Origin of the sequence: Caballeronia cordobensis, assembly GCF_001544575.2 — a bacterium.
GTDB lineage: Bacteria > Pseudomonadota > Gammaproteobacteria > Burkholderiales > Burkholderiaceae > Caballeronia > Caballeronia cordobensis.
In genome coordinates, this window is sequence record NZ_FCNY02000007.1 from 101,081 (window position 1) to 118,561 (window position 17,481).

12 protein-coding genes are annotated in these 17,481 nt (G+C 63.9%); 8 read left to right on the forward strand and 4 right to left on the reverse strand.

Going from position 1 to position 17,481, the window contains the following annotated elements; genetic code table 11:
- Window positions 1–109: 109 nt before the first annotated feature.
- Window positions 110–1,702: an MFS transporter gene (locus AWB70_RS14985; RefSeq protein WP_053569036.1), complete on the forward strand. Its 1,593-nt coding sequence runs from the start codon at window positions 110–112 to the stop codon at window positions 1,700–1,702.
- Between the two features lie 52 nt (window positions 1,703–1,754).
- On the opposite strand, the gene AWB70_RS14990 is transcribed toward AWB70_RS14985, so the two are convergent.
- A complete protein-coding gene (locus AWB70_RS14990; protein ID WP_053569037.1) occupies window positions 1,755–2,678 on the reverse strand; it encodes a sterol desaturase family protein in 924 nt (307 codons plus the stop codon).
- Window positions 2,679–3,003: 325 nt separating this feature from the next.
- Between AWB70_RS14990 and AWB70_RS14995 the strand changes: the two genes are divergently transcribed.
- Entirely contained in the window at window positions 3,004–4,227 is a 1,224-nt protein-coding gene (locus tag AWB70_RS14995; protein WP_053569038.1) for a PepSY-associated TM helix domain-containing protein, read from the forward strand.
- A 335-nt stretch (window positions 4,228–4,562) separates the two neighbouring features.
- Entirely contained in the window at window positions 4,563–6,674 is a 2,112-nt protein-coding gene (locus AWB70_RS15000) for a TonB-dependent receptor (protein WP_235024255.1), read from the forward strand.
- 6 nt (window positions 6,675–6,680) lie between these two features.
- Here AWB70_RS15000 and AWB70_RS15005 read toward each other — a convergent pair whose 3' ends face one another.
- From AWB70_RS15005 to pcaB, 3 genes are read right to left on the reverse strand one after another with little or no spacing between them, the layout of a single operon-like run.
- Window positions 6,681–8,087, reverse strand: coding sequence for a class II fumarate hydratase (locus AWB70_RS15005; RefSeq protein WP_053569040.1), 1,407 nt, complete (start codon window positions 8,085–8,087; stop codon window positions 6,681–6,683).
- Window positions 8,088–8,098: 11 nt separating this feature from the next.
- Complete coding sequence (locus AWB70_RS15010) at window positions 8,099–9,496, reverse strand: cation:dicarboxylate symporter family transporter (protein ID WP_053569262.1); 1,398 nt, start codon at window positions 9,494–9,496, stop codon at window positions 8,099–8,101.
- 27 nt (window positions 9,497–9,523) lie between these two features.
- Entirely contained in the window at window positions 9,524–10,894 is a 1,371-nt protein-coding gene (gene pcaB / locus AWB70_RS15015; RefSeq protein ID WP_014250492.1) for a 3-carboxy-cis,cis-muconate cycloisomerase, read from the reverse strand.
- 113 nt (window positions 10,895–11,007) lie between these two features.
- On the opposite strand from pcaB, the gene AWB70_RS15020 reads away from it, so the two are divergent.
- The 5 genes from AWB70_RS15020 to AWB70_RS15040 all read left to right on the forward strand — a co-directional run bounded on the left by AWB70_RS15020 (window position 11,008) and on the right by AWB70_RS15040 (window position 17,455).
- Complete coding sequence (locus tag AWB70_RS15020) at window positions 11,008–11,739, forward strand: GntR family transcriptional regulator (protein ID WP_053569041.1); 732 nt, start codon at window positions 11,008–11,010, stop codon at window positions 11,737–11,739.
- A gap of 143 nt (window positions 11,740–11,882) precedes the next feature.
- Window positions 11,883–13,382, forward strand: a complete 1,500-nt coding sequence (locus tag AWB70_RS15025) for an aldehyde dehydrogenase (RefSeq protein ID WP_053569042.1) — start codon at window positions 11,883–11,885, stop codon at window positions 13,380–13,382.
- A gap of 299 nt (window positions 13,383–13,681) precedes the next feature.
- Window positions 13,682–14,962, forward strand: a complete 1,281-nt coding sequence (locus tag AWB70_RS15030) for an MFS transporter (RefSeq protein WP_235024256.1) — start codon at window positions 13,682–13,684, stop codon at window positions 14,960–14,962.
- Between the two features lie 191 nt (window positions 14,963–15,153).
- On the forward strand, window positions 15,154–16,473 hold the full coding sequence (locus tag AWB70_RS15035) for an NAD(P)/FAD-dependent oxidoreductase (RefSeq protein WP_053569044.1): 1,320 nt from the start codon (window positions 15,154–15,156) through the stop codon (window positions 16,471–16,473).
- A gap of 76 nt (window positions 16,474–16,549) precedes the next feature.
- Entirely contained in the window at window positions 16,550–17,455 is a 906-nt protein-coding gene (locus AWB70_RS15040; RefSeq protein ID WP_053569045.1) for a dihydrodipicolinate synthase family protein, read from the forward strand.
- Window positions 17,456–17,481 lie beyond the last annotated feature (26 nt).

Sequence of the window (17,481 nt, forward strand, 5' to 3'; positions counted from 1 at the left end):
CGGAAGCCGTTAGCTTAACGCTTGACGCCGGCGCGCGTAACGGCGCGTATCTCACGTTGTCGCCGTGGACATGCTTTACTTGGCCTTTCGCCAAAACAAGGAAGCGACTTTGGCCAGCCGACCTCTCGAAAGCCGGGCGCGCACGCACGCGCACGCGGTCGCCTCGCAGGCGAGTCCGTGCGACGAGCTCGTCATCCGCGCGCAGCCCGTCGCCACCGACCGCCCGTGCCGGCGCAAGCGTCTCGCGCTGGCGGCGACGATCCTCGGGTCGAGCATGGCGTTCATCGACGGCTCGGTCGTGAACGTCGCGTTGCCGTCGATACAGCGCGAACTCGGCGCGAGCATCGCGGCGATGCAATGGGTCGTCGACGCGTATCTGCTGTTTCTCGGCGCGCTCGTGCTCGTGGGCGGCTCGATGGGCGACAAGCTCGGGCGGCGCAAGGTGTTCATCGCGGGCATCGCGATTTTCACGGCTGCGTCGGCGGCGTGCGGCGCGGCGCCCGGCATGGGCTGGCTGATCGCGGCGCGCGCGTTGCAGGGCGTGGGCGCGGCGCTGCTCGTGCCGGGCAGCCTCGCGATCATCGGCGCGGTGTTCGAGGGCGAAGCGCGCGGCCGCGCCATCGGCACGTGGGCGGGCGTGGGCGCGATCACGTCGTCGGTGGGGCCGGCGGCGGGCGGCTGGCTCGTCGACGTCTATTCGTGGCGCGCGATCTTCTTCCTCAATCTGCCGCTCGCCGCCGCGACGATCGCGCTGGCGCTCGCAGCGGTGCCCGACAGCCATGACGCCGACGCCCCGCAGACGCTCGACTGGCCGGGCGCGGCGGCCACGGCGGCGGGTCTCGCGGCGCTCACGTTCGGCCTCACCGAAGCGCCGTCGCGCGGCTTCGCCGATCCGCTCGTGCTCGGCATGGTCGGCGCGGGCGTCGCGCTGCTCGCGGCGTTCGTCGCGATCGAGGCGAGATCGCGCGATCCGATGGTCCCGCTCGACATCTTCCGCTCGCGCGATTTCAGCGGCGCGAATCTCGTCACGCTGCTGCTTTACTTCGGGCTCGGCGGCGCGCTGTTTTTTCTGCCGTTCACGCTGATTCGCGCGTACGGCTACAGCGCGACCGAAGCGGGCGCCGCCGTTCTGCCGATGCCGCTCATCATCGGCCTGCTGTCGCGGTTCACGGGCGGACTCACGGGCCGCTTCGGCGCGCGCGCGTTGCTGATCGCCGGGCCGTGCGTCGCGGGCCTCGGCTTTGCGATGCTCGGGCTGCCGTTCGTCGCGGGAAGCTATTGGGCGGGATTTCTGCCCGCGCTCGTCGTGCTCGGTGTGGGTCTGACGATCACCGTCGCGCCGCTGACCACGACCGTGATGGCGTCGGTGCCGGGCGAGCGCGCGGGCGTCGCGTCGGGGATCAACAATGCGGTCGCGCGCGTGGCGGGCCTGCTCGCGATCGCCGTGCTCGGCATCGTGTTCGTGCGCGCGCACGATGCGGCTTTGTCGGCGCGGCTCGACCGCTTGCATGTGCCGCGCCAGAGCATGTCCGTGCTCGACGCCGACGTGCTTCCCGCCGCGCCCGCCGAGCCCGCGACGCCGCTTGCCCGCGCGCAGGCCGAAGCCATCGCCGAGGCGTTGCGCGCCGTCGCGCTGCTTTCGGCGGCGTGCGCCTTTGGCGCGGCGGGCGTCGCGTCGGCCACGATCCGCCGTAAGCAATAAAAAAATCCCGATGCCGGCATCGGGATTCGAAAGTACCGCTGCGAAGCGCTTCTTAGTGTCCGGCGTGAACCGGTTGTTCGACCGCCTGCGCCGCGCGCTTTTGCAACTCTTCCGTCGTCTTGCCTTCGCCGTTCGGCAGCCAGCCCGGGGGGCGCAGCAGGAAGCCGACTGCATCCGACACGCTCTTCGCGTTGAACATGTCCTTCACGAGGCTGACCCAGTGCTCCATCTCGACGACGATCGGGTTGTGCGACGTCACCGGGGTCGTGAGACCGTAGACGCAGGGTTCATCGGCGCGTTCTTCCACATAGGTGCCGAACAGCCGGTCGAAGATCACGAGCACGCCGCCGAAGTTCGCATCCAGATACGTCGCGTTCGAAGCGTGGTGCACGCGGTGCGACGAGGGCGTGTTGAACACGTATTCGAGCCAGCCGAGCTTCGGAATCCAGGTTGCGTGCAGCCAGAACTGATAGAGCAGGTTGATCGACACGACCGCGAGCACCACTTCCGGCTTCACGCCGAGCCACACGAGCGGGGTGAAGAAGATGGCCGAGCCCGCGAGCTTGGTCAGCCAGCCCAGCCGGTACGCGGACGACAGCGTCAACTGGTTCGGCGAGTGATGCACCGCGTGATTCGCCCAGAAGAAACGGATCGTGTGCGACGCGCGGTGGTACCAGTAGTAGCAGAACTCCTGTCCGATGAAGAGCAGAAAGAGCGTGAGCGCGGTGTTCGTCGTGACCGTGTGGATGCGATGCTCCCACGCGAAGTTGAAGACCGGCGTCGCGAGCGAGATCGGCACGAACGCGAGCAGCTTGCGGCCGACGAGATCGACGAGCGAAATCCAGGTTTCGTGCCAGTCGAAGGCCTTGTCGGTGCCCTTGTGCTTGAAGTGCAGAACGATGGCTTCGATCATCGACGCGGCGAGGACGATGCCCAGCGCGTACATCGAAATCTTTGCGAGCAGTGCGGGTTCCATGATGGTTCGCCTTGGTGGGTGGTTGCGAATGAACCCATTGTGGCGATCGACCCGGTTAAAAACCACGCACAAACTATTTCATGGAATGTCACGGGTCGCCCGCAAAGCCTTGTCGCACAAGGGACGGGCGTGACGCGGGAGTTATGTCGAAGTGTGTCGCAGGACCCTTTCCGCCCGCTCGCCGCGTGAAGCGGTAATCCTGGTAAGCAGCTTACGAGAACCTTGTATATCGGATCGAATGTCTATAAAATGCGAACAATTCCTATTTACATAACATCGTAACGATGATTGCGTTTTCGCACGGCCCCTTCGAAGGATCGCGGGCATGAGGCCGGTTCTGGTTCGCCTGCATCGATGGCTCGGCGTCGCGACCGCGCTCTTTCTGTTCGTCTCGGGTCTCACCGGCGCGATCATCGCGTGGGATCACGAGATCGACGAGATACTCAATCCCGCCTTTTTCCACGCGCGCACCGGGGGCCCGGCGCTGCCGCCGCTCGAACTCGCGCGCCGCGTGGAGGCCGCCGATCCGCGCGTCGAGGTGACGTACATGCCGCTCGGCGTCGAGCCGGGACACACCGCGCAGATGATGGTCATGCCGCGCACGAATCCGGCGACGAACGCGCCGTATGACGTGCCGTACAACCAGATCGCCGTCGATCCCGCGACGGGCCAGGTTCAGGCGCAACGCATGTGGGGCGCGTTCTCGCTGGCGCGCATCGACCTGATGCCGTTTCTCTACAAGCTGCACTACACGCTGCATTTGCCGATCGTCGGCGGTTTCGATGTCGGCACGTGGCTGATCGGCATTGTCGGCATCATGTGGTTTCTCGACAGCGGCATCGCGCTGATCCTCTCGTTTCCGAGCGTGAAAGCATGGCGCAAGTCGTTCGCGTTTCGCGTAAAACGCGGCGGCTACGCGCTCACATTCGACCTGCATCGCTCGGGCGGCGTGTGGATCTGGGGCCTGCTGCTCGTGATGGCGCTCACGTCGATCTCGATGAATCTCGCCGAGCCGGTGATGCGCCCGGTCGTCTCGATGTTCTCGAAGCTTTCGCCGTCGTTCCTCGACAATCCGGAACTCGTGCGCGCCGGCCCGCCGGGCAAGCCCGTGGCCACGCGCGAAGCGATCATCGCCGCCGCCGCCCGCGACGCGCAGCGCGAAAATCTCACCGAACCGATGGGCGCGCTCTACTACGCGCCGATGTTCAAGGCGTATGGCGTCGGCTTTTTCGCCCCCGGCCGCGATCATGGCGACATGGGTCTCGGCAACGCCTGGCTCTACTACAACGGTCAGACGGGCGCGCTTGCTGGCTCGACGATCCCAGGCCGCGGCTCGGCGGGCGACATCTTCATGCAGGCGCAGTTTCCGCTGCATTCGGGGCGCATCGTGGGCCTGAGCGGGCGCATTCTCGTGAGCGCGGTGGGCATTGCCGTGGCGGTGCTGAGCGCCACCGGCCTCATCATCTGGTTCAGAAAGCGGGCGGCGCGCCGACATTCGGCGGCGGCTGCGGACGCACGCGCCGCGCGCGGCGGGTCCGTGGCGTCATAACGGCTCCCCGCCACTGTTCGACTCTCGCATTGATACCTCGAATAAAGCTCGACAAGAACACCACACGCGGGTGGGATGTTGCGTTCGCGCAAAACATTTCAATTCGTGAATGATAACGACTCTTATTCACTCTATAATCCGCGCATAATTCAGTCTTGCCTCGTGCGAGTCAGAACAATGCCGCCCGGATTCCAGTCGCGCCCCGGGACGGAAGACCGACCCATCCCGTAGTGTCCGCATTCATGTCCGCCTCACGTTCGTCCCGTACTTCACATTCGCAGACCGCGCCCATCCGCGCGCTGCCACATCGCGCCATCATCGTCGCAGCCGTTGCGATGGTCTTTTCCCTGTCGGCGCACGCGCAATCGGCCGATGCCGCCGCCGCGCCTCAGGAAAGCACCTTGCCGGCCGTCAAGGTCCAGGCGTCGAAGGAGTCACTACCCGGCGATTTCGCGCCGACCTTCGCGGGCGGTCAGGTCGCCCGGGGCGCCGATTTCGGCGTGCTCGGCCAGCAAAACATGCTCGACGTGCCGTTCAGCATGACGACCTATACGTCGAAGCTGATCGAAGACCAGCAGGCGCGCACCATCGCCGACGTGCTCGCGAACGATCCGTCGGTTCGGACTGCGTATGCTTTCGGCAATTTCGCGGAGACGTACGTGATCCGAGGCTTCGAGCTGCAGGGCGACGACGTCTCGCTGAACGGCCTGTACGGCATCACGCCGCGCCAGCTCGTCGCGACCGACGCGCTCGAACGCGTGGACGTGTTCAAGGGTGCGAATGCGTTCCTGAACGGCGCGTCGCCGAACGGCTCGGCGGTGGGCGGCGGCATCAATCTGCAACTCAAGCGCGCCGACGACAAGCCGCTCACGCGCGTCACGCTCGACGGCACGGCATCGGGCGAGATCGGGGCGCACGTCGATATCGGCCGGCGCTTCGGCAGCGAAGGGCAGTTCGGCATCCGCGTGAATCAGGCGAATCACGACGGCGAGACGAGCATCGACGGCGAACATCGCCGCGACAACACCACGGCCGTGTCGCTCGACTGGCGCGGCGACAAGCTGCGTCTCTACGGCGATTTTCTGTACCAGCGCCAGCGCATCAACGGCGGCCGTCCGACGGTCAACGACTTCGCGAACTTCATTCCCGGCCCGCCGGCGGCGACCTATAACTACGCGCAGACCTGGAGCTTCAGCTCGATCGAGGATACGGTCGGCATCCTGCGCGCGGAGTACGATTTCTTGCCCGGCTGGACGGCCTACGTGACGGGCGGCGTACGCCACACCGACGAGCAGGGCGAATACTCGTCGCCGAGCGTTCAGGCGAACGGCACGACCACGGCCACGCGCCTCGGCGTGCCGCACAAGGAAGACGGCGCGTCGGCGGAAGCGGGCGTGCGCGGCCACTTCAACACGGGTCCGGTGTCGCATTTCGTGACGGCGGGCGCGTCGATCGTGCGGGTCGATTCGATGTCGGCGTTCACGTTCAGCAGCGCGTTTCCGACGAGCCTCTACGACACGCCGCAAGTGCCGTATCCGCCGACGACGCTTTCGGGCGGCAATCTGGCCGATCCGCAGACGACGGCGTTGAACCTGATGCGCAGCATCGCCGTCTCCGACACGCTCGGCTTCCTGAACGACCGCGTACTGTTCACCATTGGCGCGCGCCATCAGGAATTGCTGTCGAACACTTACGCGTACACCGGCACACAGACGCGCAATTACAACGACTCGATCACGACGCCGGTGTTCGGTCTCGTCGTCAGGCCGATGGAGCACGTCGCGCTGTTCGCGAACCATAGCGAAGCGCTGACCATCGGCGACGCCGCGCCCAATACCGCCGCGAACTTCGGCGACCAGCTTCCGCCGGCGAAGTCGAAACAATGGGAAGTCGGCGCGAAATACGACAACGGCCAGTACGGCGCGTCGTTCGCGGCGTTCCAGATCGAGCGGCCGCTCACGTTCGTCAACAGTTCGAACGTGTTCGTCGCGGACGGGACGCAGAAGCATCGCGGGCTGGAGGCATCGATTTACGGCGAGCCGCTGAAGGGCGTGCGCCTGATCGCGGGCGCGACGTATCTTCACGCGACGCAGGAAGGCACGGCCGGCGGCGCGACCGACGGCAACAAGCCGATCGGCGTCCCGACCATGTTGTTCAACGTCAACGCGGAGTATGACGTGCCCGTGCTGAGCGGCCTGACGCTGACGGCGCGCTGGATCCACACGGGCTCGCAGTATCTGAACGTGACGAACACGCTCGCGATTCCCGCCTGGGATCGCTTCGACCTCGGCGCGCGTTACGCGACCGTGCTGTTCGGCAAGCCGACGACCTTCCGCGCGAGCGTGCTGAACGTGGCGAACAAGTCGTACTGGGCATCGACCATCGGCGGCTATCTGACGATGGGCGCGCCGCGCACTGTGTTGTTGTCGATGACGACCGATTTCTGAAGCCGGTCAGCGCTTCGAGGCGTCACCCGCGGCGAGCGCGGCGAAATCGACCAGCCGGTCGTATTCGTCGCCATCGAGAAAACCGAGCGCAATCGCCGCCGCGCGCGGCGTGATGCGCTCGCGCAGGGCTTTCGCCGTGATCTGCGCGACACGGTCGTAACCGAGTGTCGGATTGAGTGCGGTGACTGCGAGCAGCGACCGCTCGACGTTCGTCGCGAGCTGTTCGCGGTTCACATCAATGCCGCGGATACAGCGTCTCGCAAACACGCGGGCTGAATCGGCGAGCACGCGCATCGATTGCAGCAGGTTGTACACGAGCACCGGCTTGGCGACGTTCAGTTCGAAGTTGCCGGATGCGTTGGCGACGGTGATCGTCTGGTGATTGCCGATGACCTGAAAACACGCCTGCGCGACGACTTCCGCGATGGTCGGGTTCCGTTTGCCCGGCATGATGGAGGAAGTGAGACCGTCATCGGGAATCAGCAATTCGCCGAGACCGCAGCGCGGGCCGGACGCGAGCAGCCTGATGTCGTTCGCGATTTTCAGCAGCGAAGTCGCGATCGTGTTCAATGCGCCCGACAGTTCCACCAGCGCGTCGTGTCCCGCCATGCCTTCGAACTTGTGCGCATTGGGAACGAAGGACAAGCCAGTCGCCTCCGCGAGCGTCGCGCAGAAGTAGGCGTCGAAACCCTTCGGCGCGTTCAGCCCCGTGCCGGCAGCGGTGCCGCCCTGCGGCAGGATCAGAAGGCGCGGCAAGGCATCGTCGAGGCGGGCGAGCGCGTTCGCAAGCTGCTGCGCGAAGGTGCCGAACGTTTGCCCCATGGTCATCGGCACGGCGTCCATCAGATGCGTGCGCGCGACTTTCAGGACATCGGCGAACGCCTGGCTGCGTTCCGCGAGCGCCGCGCGGAGTTCGTCCAGCGCGGGCCGCAGACGTTCGCTCACCTCGATGGCGGCCGCGACGTGCATCACCGTGGGAAAGCTGTCGTTGGACGATTGCGAGCGGTTGACGTGATCGTTCGGATGCACCGGCGCCTTCGTGCCGAGCGGCTGTCCGAGCAACTCGTTCGCGCGGTTCGCGATGACCTCGTTGGCGTTCATGTTGGTCTGCGTGCCGGACCCCGTTTGCCAAATCGTCAGCGGAAAATGGCCGTCCCATTTTCCCTCGCGCAGTTCGATCGCGGCCTGCTCGATTGCCGAAGCCAGCTCGGGCGCGAGCGCGCCGCATTGCACGTTGGCGCGCGCGGCCGCGAACTTCTGCAGACCGAAGGCGCGCAACAGCACCACCGGAAAGCGCTCCTCGCCGACTTCGAAAAGCCCGAGGGCGCGTTGCGTCTGCGCACCCCAGTAACGATCCGACGGAATCTCGACGGGGCCGAATGCATCATGTTCGATTCGCGATGGTGTGGTCATGGCGCGTGACACTATCTCGTGATTGAAATGCCGTGAGGATGCGGATTGGCGTCGTTCATATCTTCGGGCAACAGATTGCCGTCCGCAAGGTTCTCGTCGGCCTGCGCAATGTCCGGGTAGCGTTCGGGATGCAGATGCCGCTCGGCGACGCTGTCATCGAACGTGCGCGACCACTTGGCGATCACGACCGTCGCGAGGCTGTTGCCGATGGTATTGCAGGTGGCGATCGCCATCGACATGAAGCGGTACACGCCGAAGATCAGCGCGAGCCCTTCCACGGGCAGAATGCCGGTCGACGTGACGGTCGCGGCAAAGACCACGAACGAGCCGCCCGACACCGTGGCCGCGCCCTTCGACGTGAGCAGCATGAGCAGCAGAATGCCGATCTGATGATCCAGCGTGATCGGCACGCCATACGCATGCGCGATGAACATCACGCCCATCGACATGAAGATCGACGTGCCGTCGAGATTGAACGCATAGCCGGTCGGCAAGACGAGCCCGACGGTCTGCTTCGCGCAACCGAGCCGTTCGAGCTTGATCAGCAGACGCGGCAGGGCGCTTTCCGACGAAGCGGTGCCAAGCACGATGAAGATTTCGTCCTTGATATAGCGCAGAAAGCGCCACAGGCTGAAGCCCGCGAGCTTCGCGATCACGCCCATCACCACGACGATGAACAGCACGACCACGGCATAGAAGCTCAACACGAGCTGCGCGAGCGCGATCAGCACCGCCGTGCCGTTGCTGCCCACGGAGAAGGCGATCGCGCCGAGCGTGCCGAGCGGCGCAAGCTTCATCACGAGGTTGATGAACGAGAACAGCACCTCGGAAATGAGATCGAGCCCTTCGTTGATGCGCACGCGGCGGCGCTCGGGAATCGCGAGAATGCCGATGCCGACCATCACCGCGAGCACGACGACCTGCAGCAACTCACCCTTCGCGAACGCGCCGATGAAGTTGTCCGGCACGATATGCATGACGAACTCGGTGAAACCCTGCGGCGCGGCCTTGACCGCCATCGCGGGCACCGCGCCGACGGTGACGGATGTCATCGCCTTGCCGGTCTGCAGCAGATTGCCCGCGAGCAGGCCGACGGCGAGCGCGATCGTCGAAACGACTTCGAAGTAGACGATCGAGCGCCAGCCCACGCGTCCCGCGCTCTTCACGTCGCCCGCGGAGGCGATGCCATGCACGATCGTGAGAAACACGAGCGGCGCGACACCGGCCTTGATGAGCGCGAGAAAGATATCGCCGAGCACCTTGAGCTGGGCACCGAACTTCGGAAACAACAATCCGACCGCAATGCCGATGACGAGCGCCAATAGCACCTGCATGCCGAGCTTGCGGTACCACGGCAGCTTCTTTTTCGCTGCGGCGGTTGCGTCGTGTGATGCGGGTTGGTTATGCATCGCCTGCTCCTCCATGATTCGTCACGTTCAGATTTCGCTCGACAGCGCGATGGCGCGGTCCACCATCTGCGGCGCGAGACCGAGATAGTTCGCGGGATCGGTCATGCGGTCGATGGCGGCGCGGTCGAAGTGCCGCGTGACTTCGGGCAGGGCGGCGAGCGCTTCTGCCAGCGTGCCGCCATGCTCGTTCACCGTGCGGCACGCGTCGTACACGACGTCATGCGCCTGCTGACGTCCGATGTGCGGCGCCATGCCCATCATCACCGCTTCCGCGACGATCAAGCCCTTGCTGATGCCGAGGTTGTGCTTCATGCGCGCTTCATCGACGATCAGGCCGCCGAGCGCGAACTTCGCCTGATGCAGCGCGCCCGCCGTGAGGATGAAGCTTTCGGGAATCGCGATCCACTCCGCGTGCCACGGGCCGGTGGCGCGCTCGAAGTCCTGCACCATCGCATCGACCATCAGGCCCGCGTGCTGGCGCACGGCCTTGGCCGCGGCAAGCATGAGTTCGCTGGAAATGGGATTGCGCTTTTGCGGCATGGTGCTGCTCGCGCCTCGTCCCTTTACGAACGGCTCGTAGACTTCCGCGAATTCAGTGGACGCCATGATCATGATGTCGAGCGCGATCTTGCCGAGCGATCCTGTCACCAGCGCGAGCAGGTTGACGGCCTCGGCGAAGCCGTCGCGCGCGACGTGCCAGGTCGTGGCGGGCACGCCGAGTTTCAGTTCTTCGGCGAGCGCTTTTTGTACTTCGAAGCCCTTGTCGCCGAGCGATGCAAGCGTGCCCGCCGCGCCCGCGAATTCGACGACGGCGACGCGTTCGCGCATCTGCGCCAGGCGTTCCTGATGGCGATCGAACATCGCGAGCCAGATCGCGACCTTGTAGCCGAACGTCACCGGCAAGGCCTGCTGCAGGTGCGTGCGGCCCGCCATCGGCGTGTCGCGATGCTTCTTCGCCAGATCCGCGAGAATCGCGCGCAGTTCGCGGATATCGCCGTCGATCGAGTCGAGCGCGTCGCGCACTTGCAGCGCGACCGCCGTGTCCATGATGTCCTGCGTAGTCGCCCCCCAATGGACGTAGCGGCCCGCGTCGCCGCACATCTCGACCAGTTGATGCACGAGCGGCAGGATCGGATAGCCGACGATATCGGTCTCTTCGCGCATGTGATCGAAATCGATGCGCTGAATGGTCGACTCGCGCGCGATCACGTCGGCGGCTTCGGCGGGAATCACGCCGGTGCGCGCTTCGGCCTTGGCCAGCGCCACTTCGACGTCGATATAGCGCTGGATCAGCGCATGATCGGAAAACAGCGCGCGCATCTTCGCGGTTCCGAAGGCGTCGCGAAACAGGATGGAGTCGACCACGGTGCTGGCCATCGGAACGGGAGAGTGTGTCATTGCAACCTCGAAGATCGGAATAAGTCCGGACATATGCAGAATAATATGTCCGGACATGTACGGGCAAGCTATGATTTACCCTAGCAAGCAGAAAAGACAGACTCAGGGACACGATGACCAACCGACCCCATTTCGCAGACATCGCGCGCGAACTGACCGAGGCGATCGCTTCGGGGCGCTATCCCGTCGGCACGGTGCTGCCGACCGAACTCGAATTGCGGGATCACTACCGCACGAGCCGCCATACGGTGCGCGCGGCGCTGCATGAACTCCAGCAACTCGGTCTGGTTTCGCGACGGAAAAACGCCGGAACGCGCGTCGAGTCGTCGCGCCCGCGAAGCGAGTTCCGGCCGACGCTCGCTTCCGTCGACGATCTCGCGCAATTCGGTTCCGAGCATTTGCGGCTCGTGCAATCGACGGAGGTGATCGCCGCGGATCGCGATCTCGCCCGGACACTGCAATGCGACGAAGGCACGCGGTTTCTGCGCATATCGAGCTTGCGCATCGAAGGAGGAAAGGGCAGTGCGCCGGTCGGCTGGACGGACGTGTATATCGCGCCCGACTATGCCGACGTGGCCGAGCGCGCGCGCGAGCAGCCCGACACATTGATCAGCGCGATGATCGAGGAACGCTACGGGCACGGCATCGCGGAGATTCAGCAGGCGATTCGGGCGGTGCTGGTGCCGGACGAAATGGCGAAGCGGCTGCGCGTGGAACCGGGCACGGCGGCGCTCGAAATCGTGCGGCGCTATCTGGATCCGGCGGGCGAGAGTTTCGAGACGTCCGTGAGCATTCATCCCGCCGAACGCTTTTCAGTCGCGATGCGGCTCAAGCGGTCGAACTGAGCGCGCCCATAACCAAAAGTACCGGTTTCTTCCCAGAAAATATCGTTGGTGAGCGCGTCGGCAGTTCGATATTGTGTTTCCGACATCGGGAATGGCCATGCAGTGCGGCCGGTTCTCGAAAACTGATATCAACGGAGACACGAATGACCGACTTTCTTTCCGCGAGTGAATATCACCGAATCGCTCACGACCTGACCTTGCCGAGTTCCGCGATCATCGACGGCAAGCTCTGCAAAGCGTTGTCCGGCGAGACGTTCACGAGCACCAATCCGGCGACGGGCGAACGCCTCGCGGACGTGCCCGCCTGCTCGAAGGCCGATGTCGACGCGGCGGTCGCAAGCGCGCGCACGGCGTTCAACGACGGCCGCTGGTCGAAGCTGCATCCCGCCGAGCGCAAGCACGCCATTCTCCGTCTCGCCGATCTGATCGAAAAGAACGCGCTCGAACTCGCGGTGATGGAAAGTCTCGATGCCGGCAAGACCATTTTCGACTGTCAGACCGTCGATGTCCCCGAGACCGTCAATGTGCTGCGCTGGCACGCCGAGGCGATCGACAAGATTTACGATCAGGTGTCCCCCGCATCGGACAATCACATCTCGATGATCGTGCGTGAACCGGTCGGCGTCGTCGGTCTGGTTCTGCCGTGGAACTTTCCGCTCTTGATGCTGGCGTGGAAGATCGGTCCGTCGCTTGCCGCGGGCTGCTCGCTCGTCGTGAAGCCGGCCGTCGAAACCTCGCTGACCACGATGCGCGTCGCCGAACTCGCGCTGGAGGCGGGCATTCCCGCTGGCGTGTTCAATGTCGTGACCGGCAGCGGCCGTTCGGTGGGCGAGCCGATCGGCCGCCATCCGGATATCGACATGGTGTCGTTCACCGGCTCGACGGCCACGGGCCGCCGCTTCCTGACCTACTCGTCGGAAAGCAATCTCAAGGAAGTCGTGCTGGAGATGGGCGGGAAGAATCCGTGCGTCGTGATGCCCGACGCAGCGAACCTCGACGCCGTGGCGGCGCACATCGTCAACGGCGCGCTCTGGAACATGGGCGAGAACTGCTCGGCGATCGCGCGGCTGATCGTGCATCGCGACATCAAGGCGGCGCTGCTCGAACGCGTCGTGAAACTGGCCGCCGAATGGCGCGTGGGCGACCCGCTCGATCCCGCCAACCGCGTCGGGCCGCTGGTTTCGAAGCAGCATTTCGAGAAGGTCCAGTCGTATCTGTCGGGCGATATCAACGTGCTGTTCGGCGGCGAGACGAGCATGGGGCGCTATGTCCATCCGACGATCATCGATGTCGAAAGCAACGACGCGAAGCATGCGCGCGAAGAAATTTTCGGGCCGATTCTCGCGGTGATCACGGTGGACAGCCTCAAGGACGCGATTGAGATCGCGAACGACACCGAATACGGCCTGTGCGCGTCCGTTTTCATCGGCGATGGCAAGCGGGCGTTGCGCGCCGCGCGTGCGATTCGGGCGGGCACCGTGACGGTGAATTCGTTCGGCGAGGGCGATATCACCACGCCGTTCGGTGGCTATAAGCAATCGGGCTTCGGCGGGCGCGACAACTCGCTGCATGCACACGATCAGTACACGCAGCTCAAGACCCTCTGGCTCGATCTCACCGACGACGAGACGGACGAGATCTGAGTGCGGGCGGCGTTCTAGCCGACTCATGCCTGTCTGACTGCAAATAGCGTGACGGGACGAAAGCGTCCCGTCCGCTCATTTGCGTGTCTCATCTTTTTCAAAGCCCATAATAATTCGGATGTCGAAATAAAAACAGCGCATTCGTTGGGTCTGAAACGCGCTTGTGCGAAACAGAATAAAAAGAGCGAGCGCACAAGCCGGAAACTGGAGGAGCTGTTATGTCATTGCAGAACAAGAGTTTGAGCGCATTCGGCGAAATGCCCGAAACGGAGACTTCGGCCGCGTTCAAACGACGTTTCATGATGAGGATGATTTTCGTCCTGACGGGCGGCATGTTTCTCGACGGTTATATCCTCGGCATCGTCGGCCCGGTGAGCGCGAGGCTGACCGCCGAGCTCGGCATCTCGACGTTCTGGGAAGGCCTGATTGCCGCCGGCGCATTGTTCGGCATTCTGTTCGGCTCGCCGCTGGGCGGCTGGGCCGCCGACAAGTACGGCCGCAAACCGCTTTTCATGGCGGATATGGGGCTGTTCCTGATTTCTTCCGTCATGCAGTTCTTCGTCAACTCGCCATTGGAACTGTTCTTCGTGCGGCTGATGATGGGCGTCGCGATCGGCGCGGAATACTCCGTCGGCTGGCCGCTCATGTCGGAGTTCGCGCCTTCCCGGCTGCGAGGACGGCTCATGGGCCTGACCCAGGTCGCGTGGTACACGGGATTCATGGTCGCCTTCGCTGTCGGATACGCGCTTAATGAATCGACTCACCTCGGCTGGCGCTTCATCCTGGGGACGAGTTCATTCATCGCGGCGATCCTGTTTCTCGCGCGCTTCGGTCTGCCGGAGTCGCCGCGGTGGCTGTGGAACCAGAAACGCCAGCGCGAGGCGCGCGCGATTGCCCGGCGCTACATGGAGAGTCCCGCCGACGCGGCGGACGTCGAGCGCGAATGCGCAAGCGTGGACGGCGCGCGGATCGGTATGCTCTTCTCGCCGAAGCATTGGCGCGCCACGCTGTTCATGTCGATGTTCTGGTTCTGCGCCGTGACGCCGTACTTCGCGATCGGCACGTTCGCGGATAGCGTGCTCCAGAAGTACGGTCTCGGCGGCGGGCTTGCGGGCGGTATCGGCCTGTCCGCGGTCGCGCTCGCCGGTGTCGTGGTAACGGTCCTCCTGATCGAAAAGCTCGGCCGCCGCACGCTGACGGTCCCGCCGCAATGGTTGTGCACCGTGGTGCTCGCAATCATCGGCTTATGGACGGGCGCGCCGCCGGTCGCCGTGCTGGCGCTGTTCCTCGTCTTCTCGTTCTTCAACGCAGGGTACAACACGCTGACGGGCATCTATCCCGGCGAGGTCTTCCCGACCGAGGTGCGCTGCATCGGGACGGGCTTCGCGGCCGCCGTGAGCCGGGTCGGAGCGGGTCTCGGCACGTTCCTGCTGCCCTGGTCGATGATCCATATCGGCGCTTCGGGGACCATGCTGATCGCGGCCGGCATCGCCGGTCTGGGCGCGGCATTGTCGCAATGGCTTGCGCCCGAGACCAAAGGCAAGAGTCTCTCGGAGACGGCAGCGGGCTTCGGCCATTGACGCGTGCCTGCGTCGTCATCGCTTGCATAACGAAAAGTAGTGCTACGACCCAAGAAAATATCGGTGGTGGCGTAGATTTCGATTGGATATCGTTGTACCCAAGATACGTATCAGAAGCCTGCGACGCGCCGATTCTGGAGACAAGGTGCGCCGTGGGAGATGCCTAAAAAGATTAGAAGCTGGAATCGACAATGCAAAAGGTCACTTCAACGCCTGCGGATGATTCCGCGTGTGGCTGGTATCACCTTAGCGGCCCCCGCACGCCCAGGCCGCCGCACACAGGAAAGAAGGATGCGCGCTGGACGGTCGTGGGCGCGGGATACACCGGTCTCGCCGCCGCGCGGCAGCTTGCGCTGAATTTCCCGGACGAGGAGATCGTGCTCGTCGAAGCGCAGGAAGTGGGCTTTGGCACGGCCGGGCGCAACGCAGGCTTCGCCATCGATCTGCCGCACGATATCGGGGCCGACGACTATATCGGCGACATCGAGACGGCGAAAGCGACCTTGCAGTTGAATCTGCTCGGGCAGTCGATTCTTCGCGATATCGTCGAGAAGCATGGGATCGACTGTGCGATGCACGCGTCCGGCAAGTATCAGGCCGCCGTGGAAAGCCGCGGCGTCGAAGTGCTCGATGCGTATCGGCGCGGCCTCGACAAGCTTGGTCAGCAATACGAAATGATCGAGGGGAGCGACTTGCCCGCGCATATCGGGACGCACTTCTACAAGCGCGCGCTCTATACGCCCGGCACGATTCTCGTGCAGCCATCCGCGCTCGTCAAAGGTCTTGCCGACAGCCTGCCGCCCAACGTGACGCTATACGAGCGCACGCCGATCACCGAGGTGGAGTATGGCAAGAAGGTCGTGCTGGGCCATGCGCAAGGGCAGATCGTGACCGACAAGCTCATTCTCGCCAACAACGCCTTCGGCATGAGGTTCGGTTTTCTCAAACGCTCCATGCTGCCCGTTTTCCTGTATGCGAGCCTGAGCAGACCGTTGACGCCGCAAGAGCAGGAGGCGCTGGGCGGCAAGCCGTTCTGGGGCGTCATTCCGGCGGACCCGTTCGGCAGCACGGTGCGACGCACGCCTGACAACCGGATCCTGATTCGCAACAGCTTCAGCTTCAATCCCGATGGACGGCCGAAACCGCAGTATCTGGCGCGCATGGCGAAAAGGCATAAGCTGTCGTTTCAGCGACGGTTTCCCATGCTGCCCGATGTCGGCTTCGATTACACGTGGAGCGGCTCGCTGGCGCTCTCGCAGAACCACGAAGGGTTCTTCGGCCAGTTGGGACCGAACGTCTATGGTGCGCTGTGCTGCAACGGTCTGGGCATCACGCGCGGGACGGTGACGGGCACGCTGCTAGCCGACTGGATCGCCGGCAAGAGCAACAGGCTCGTGGAGCATCTCTTGAAGTCGCCGGGACCGAAAACGGCTCCGCCCGAACCGTTCCTCTCGCTGGGCGTGAACGCAACCTTATGGTGGGGGCAGCAAATGGCCGGTCTCGAGAGTTGAGCGAGCCGCAACGACACTCAGTCATCCGTAGCGAAGCAATCCATTACCCGTACCTTTTCTTAGCTGAGGCTGGACCATGAAATTCGAAGGCATTTACACCCCCGCGATCACCCCCTTGTCGAGCGATGGAAGCATCGACAAACAAGGGTTCGCCGACGTCATCGAGCACCTGATTGCTTCGAAGGTGCATGGCATCATCATTGGCGGGTCCACGGGCGAATACTATTCGCATACGCCGCAGGAGCGCTTCGAGCTTGCAGCGCTCGCCAAGGAGATCATCGGTACGCGCGTGCCGCTCATCGTTGGAACGGGCGCGATTCGCACTGAAGATTCGGTCGAGTATGCCAAGGCGGCGAAGTCGATCGGCGCGGATGCGATCCTCGTTAGCTCGCCTCCGTATGCGTTGCCGACCGAGGAAGAGAATGCCATTCATGCGCTCGCGGTCGATCAGGCCGCCGGTCTGCCCGCGATGCTCTACAACTATCCCGGACGCACGAATGCGCTGATGGGACGCAAGTTCTTCGAAGCGGTCGTGGCGAAATCGAAGAACTTCATCGCGATCAAGGAGAGCTCGGGCAGCACGGGCCAGTTGCACATGCTCGCGCGACACTTTCCCAGCATCAATCTCTCTTGCGGCTGGGACGATCAGGCGCTCGAATTCTTTGCGTGGGGCGCGCGAAGCTGGGTGTGCGCGGGATCGAACTTCCTGCCGGAAGAACATATCGCGCTGTACGAGGCGTGCGTGGTCGAGAAGGATTTCGACAAGGGCCGCCGGATCATGTCCGCGATGATGCCGCTGATGGATTTCCTCGAAGACGCAGGCAAGTTCGTTCAGTCGATCAAGCAGGGATGCGAGTTCGCCGGACTGCGCACCGGCGGATTGCGCACGCCGTTGCAGCCGCTCGACGACGAGCAGAAGCAGGCGTTGAAGCAGATCGTCGATGCGCTCAGGAAGGAAGTGAAATCGGTCACTGGCGCGTAAGTCTTCTAACAGGCTTATCCGCTAAT